Raw genomic sequence first — 4,349 nt, forward strand, 5'->3', positions numbered from 1 at the left:
CGGGTGGTACCCCGACCCGGGGCAGACGAGTGACGGTCCTCCCTCCGAGCGGTGGTGGGACGGCGGGGCATGGACGGAGCGGACCCGGGTCGTGGGGGCGGAGGCGGATGCGGCGGAGGCCGCGCCGGACGACTCCGGTTCCCCGGGGTCGGAGGATTCCGCGGAGGAGAAACCGGCCGTCGGGCTGGAGGAACCGGCCGTCGGGCTGGAGAAGGGGCCGGAGTCCGAAGGGCCTGCGGGGGCCGTCGGGCCCGCCGAGTTCTCAAGTACTCATACCGGAGCTCCTGGGTATTACGGCGGCGGTCAGGGCGACGTGCTCTCCTCCGGGTACCCCACCGCACCTCAGGGGTACCCCGCGTACCCCGTGTACCCCGTGTACCCCGGGCAGGAGCCCTATCCGGGGCAGCCCGGGTATCCGGCCGCGCCCCAGGGCGGGTCCAGGAACGGTGTGCGGATCGGGATAGCCGTCGCCGCCGCTGTCGCCGTGCTCGCGAGCATCGGGGTCGGGGTGTTCGCGCTGACCAAGGACAGCGGCGGGAGCGACAGGACCGGTACGGCGCAGGGTCCGGGCGGGCCCGGTGGTGGACAGGGCGGGCCCTTCGGCGGGAACGGCGGCGGATCAGGCGGCTCTGGCGGCTCCGGTGGGTCCGGTGGCTCGGGCGGTTCCGGTGGCGGGGCTCCCTCCCCCGGCGAGTCCGAGGCGCCCGAGATCAAGAGCGGTGCCGTCACCGATCCCGTCAACGGCATCAGCATCCCCATACCCGAGGGCTGGACCGGGCAGCAGATGCAGGTCGGGGCGCAGGTGAACTCCGACTCCACGTACCCGTGCCCCGGCGACACGTCCAAGAGCTGCACCAAGGGCGGCGTCTACTCCGCCCCCGCCATCGCCCTCGGCACGAAGGGGTCCACCGCCGAGGAGATCGCCAAGGCCGACATCGCCGCCAACGCGGAGCAGTCGTACGGCGGGTCCACGTACGGCGCGATCACCTCGCACGAGGTCCTCGCGGCCAAGGCCGTGACCGTGGCCGGGCAGAAGGGCTACCAGATCCGCTGGAAGGCGGTGACCAGCAAGGGCGCGGACGGGATCGTGGAGTCCGTGGCGTTCCCGTCCCCGGCCGACCCCACCCGTTTCGTCATCCTGCGCTTCGGGGTCGACGCGGACCAGCGGGCCACGGTGATCGACCAGATCACGACGGGGATCAAGGTGTCCTCCGGCGGGGGCAGCGGGCAGGACATCTGACGGGCCCGGCCGCCGAAGACCCGCCCACGGTCTCGGCGCAGAAGTGTCGGCCGGGTGGAGCCCCTCTCCGCTCAAGAAGGGTTCCACCCGGCCGGGTGGTGCGCCGCCCCCGTCCCCACGGTGCGGCGCGGCAGATCGGCGTCCAGTCATCCCGTGGACGTCCGACCTGGGTTTAGGGGATGCCCAGCGCGGGCAGGACGGCGGCTTCCACGAACCGGAGCAGGTAGTCCGGGTCCGCTTCCTTGCCCTCCAGGACGGGGCGGACGCGCAGGACGCCGTACAGCTGGACCGGCACGAACTCCAGCGCCGGGTGGTCGGCCGGGATCTCGCCGCGCTCCACGCCCCGCTGGAGGATCTGGCGGACCGCCTCGACCTCGGGTTCGATGAGCGTCTCCCGCAGGGCCTGGCGGAGTTCGGGGTCCTGGATGGCGGCGTGGCCCAGCGCCTGCATGAGGGCCGTGTCCTTGCCGGCCGAGTCCGCGCCCGCGAGGGCCGCCGCGCGGAGGTCGCCCGCGAGGGAGCCCGTGTCGATGCCGGCGAAGCGGACCTCGCGGCAGGAGCGCAGGGCGGCGGCGACGAACTGGGGTTTCGTCTTCCACTGCCGGTACAGCGTGGACTTGCTGCACCGCGTGCTCGTGGCGACGCCGTCCATCGTGACGGCGTCGTACCCGCACTCCCGAAGCTGTTCGAGGACGGCGTCGAAGAACTCCTGCTCGCGTTCGGGCGTGAGCTTGGAGCGGCGCGACGCGGCCGTCTCCGGCACCTCCGCGGCCTGCGACGTCATCGTTCTCCCTCTCCGTTTCATTCCCGGTCCGGCGACCGGATCGATGTGGTGTACGTCAATCGATACTCCAGTGTACCGGTACTGGATCGTATCGGTACACTGTCGTATCGATACGCTTTCGTATCGACACTGCGGCCACCGTCGCAGCGCACCACCGTGAACGAAAAGGCATGGGGATGAATGCCCGCACCGAGCCTGGAGAAGGAGCGGGGTCCACAGCGGCCCGGCCTCCGATAGTCCGCGAGCTGCTGCTGGTCGCAGGGCTCTTCCTCGTCTACAAGTTCGGCCGTCAGCTGGCGACCGGGCACACCGGGGAAGCGTTCCGCAACGCGCATCACGTGTGGGACTTCGAACGCTGGGCCCGCCTCCCCTCCGAGGTCGACGTGCAAGGGCTGCTGCTGCACGGGGACGGACTCGCGAAGGCCGCGAACGTGTACTACGCGACCGTCCACTTCCCCGCGACGCTCGCCTTCCTGGTCTGGCTGTACCTGCGCCGTCCCGCGCACTACGTGTGGGCGCGGCGGGTGCTCGCCGCCGTCACCGGGGCCGCGCTCGTCGGCCACCTCCTCTTCCCGCTGGCGCCGCCCCGGATGCTGTCCGGCACGGGGCTGATCGACACGGCGCGGGTCTACGGGCCGTCCGTGTACGGGCCGCCGCAGACCGACCACCTCTCCAACCAGTTCGCCGCGATGCCGTCGCTGCACTTCGGGTGGGCGCTGATGCTGGCGATCGGGATGATCGTCGCGACGCGCTCGCGCTGGCGGTGGCTGTGGCTCGCGCATCCCGCCCTGACGCTGCTGGTGATCGTGGGGACGGCCAACCACTACTGGCTCGACGCGATCGTCGCGGGCGCCCTGCTCGGGGTCGCGCTGGCCTTCGTCCGGCCGCCCAGGACCCGTACCCCTGACGTACTACCCGTACCGGAGACGACGGCCGAGCCCGTCAAGGAACTCGTGGGAGCGGGCCGATGAACGCCACCCTCGTCGCGGTCGTCCTGTCGCTGTTCTCCGCGGTCGCGTACGCCGCCGCCGCTGTCGCACAGGAGCGGCTCGCCTCGCGGTCCTCCGGGGCCGGGATCATGCGGATGGTCCGGCGCGGTGCCTGGTGGGGGTCCGTGCTGCTGAACGGGGGCGGTGCGCTGCTGCACGTCGTCGCGCTGAACTACGGTCCGCTGACCGTCGTGCAGCCGCTCGGCGCGCTGACGCTCGTCGCCGCCGTGCCGCTGGGCGCGCGGATCGCCGGGCGCAGGGTCAGCCGGGCCGAGTGGCGGGGGACGTCGTACACCCTCGCCGGGCTCGCCGCGATCCTGGTCGTGGCGTCGGGGCCCGCGCCGGAGAAGGTGCTCGACGGTGCCCAGTCCATCGCCGTCGCGAGTGCCACGGTCACCGTGATCGCGTTCCTGGCCCGGCCCGGCGCGAAGCCCGGCCTCCGCCACGCGACCGCGTCCGGCATCGCCTCGGGGGTCGCCTCGGCGCTCACCCAGACGGTGACGGTCGCCCTCACCGACACCGGTTCCCTGCCGCTGTACCAGCTCGTGGGCATCGCCCTGCTGGTCGCCGCGTTCGCGACAGCCGGCCTGCTCCTCTCCCAGACCGCCTACCAGGACGGCCTCGGCGCACCCCTCTCCATGGTCACCCTCGCCAACCCGGTCGCCGCTGCGGTCATCGGGCTGACCCTGCTGGGCGAGAGCCTCCAGGGAGGCGCCGCGGGCATCCTCCTCGCAGCCGCCGGAGCGGGGCTCGCGGGCCGAGGCGTCGTCCTCCTGTCCCGGGCGACCCCGGAGGCGGTGACGGCGCCCGTCCCGGAGGGCACCGCACAGAGCTACGACCGGTACGAGGACGGCGAGCGCACCGGCGAGATCCGGTACGACGACGGCGTACCGGACGACATCGTCGTACCCGACCACATCGTGCTCCCCGAACCCGCCGGCGTCCCCCACGACGAGCACCCCGTCGCTGCGGTCCTGGCGCTGCGGCCCGAGTCGGCGTCCCAGGAACCGGCGATGCTGCCGCGCCCGGCGCCGGGTCCGGGCCGGCTGACGGCGCTGTAGCACCCACGATCAGGGCGGGGGCCGACAGGGGGCGGGGAGCGCGAAGCGGCTGAACTGAGCGCACACCCCGTCGAACCGGTCTCCGCCCGTCCACGACCCGTCTTCCGGGCAGACGACGGTGCCTCGGTACTGCCCGTTCGGACCTTCACCCGGGGTGGGCATGCTCGTAGCAAGGGGGGAGTGACCGCGGGCAGAGCTGAGGTGGGGTCGTCATGTACGCCAAGAAGGAGCAGCCGGAGGCGGCCGACGGGGGTCGGCGCGCTGCGGGGCCGGTC

4 protein-coding genes are annotated in these 4,349 nt (G+C 72.8%); 3 read left to right on the forward strand and 1 reads right to left on the reverse strand.

Features of this window, described 5'->3' with window-relative positions; genetic code table 11:
- Window positions 1-1,240: DUF2510 domain-containing protein (locus AOK24_RS38590; RefSeq protein WP_055724600.1), on the forward strand; the 1,240-nt coding region annotated here is incomplete at its 5' end.
- Between the two features lie 172 nt (window positions 1,241-1,412).
- Here AOK24_RS38590 and AOK24_RS38595 read toward each other — a convergent pair.
- Window positions 1,413-2,024 carry a TetR/AcrR family transcriptional regulator gene (locus tag AOK24_RS38595; RefSeq protein ID WP_055724598.1) on the reverse strand — a complete coding sequence of 204 codons (612 nt, stop codon included), beginning with the start codon at window positions 2,022-2,024 and terminating at the stop codon, window positions 1,413-1,415.
- A gap of 176 nt (window positions 2,025-2,200) precedes the next feature.
- Here AOK24_RS38595 and AOK24_RS38600 point away from each other — a divergent pair, with 176 nt between their 5' ends.
- Together AOK24_RS38600 and AOK24_RS38605 are read left to right on the forward strand one after the other, a co-directional pair.
- Window positions 2,201-2,995 carry a phosphatase PAP2 family protein gene (locus AOK24_RS38600; RefSeq protein ID WP_055724601.1) on the forward strand — a complete coding sequence of 265 codons (795 nt, stop codon included), beginning with the start codon at window positions 2,201-2,203 and terminating at the stop codon, window positions 2,993-2,995.
- Entirely contained in the window at window positions 2,992-4,074 is a 1,083-nt protein-coding gene (locus AOK24_RS38605; protein ID WP_055724599.1) for a DMT family transporter, read from the forward strand. The genes AOK24_RS38600 and AOK24_RS38605 overlap by 4 nt, the downstream gene beginning before the upstream one ends.
- The last annotated feature ends 275 nt before the right edge of the window (window positions 4,075-4,349 follow it).

This window comes from Streptomyces niveiscabiei, assembly GCF_001419795.1.
Lineage (GTDB): Bacteria > Actinomycetota > Actinomycetes > Streptomycetales > Streptomycetaceae > Streptomyces > Streptomyces niveiscabiei.

What these genes read in the sequence shown, in the direction of transcription:
- AOK24_RS38595 (WP_055724598.1), bottom strand. Translation starts at nt 2,024, where the DNA reads ATGACGTCGCAGGCCGCGGAGGTGCCGGAGACGGCCGCGTCGCGCCGC.
- AOK24_RS38600 (WP_055724601.1), top strand. Translation starts at nt 2,201, where the DNA reads ATGAATGCCCGCACCGAGCCTGGAGAAGGAGCGGGGTCCACAGCGGCC.
- AOK24_RS38605 (WP_055724599.1), top strand. Translation starts at nt 2,992, where the DNA reads ATGAACGCCACCCTCGTCGCGGTCGTCCTGTCGCTGTTCTCCGCGGTC.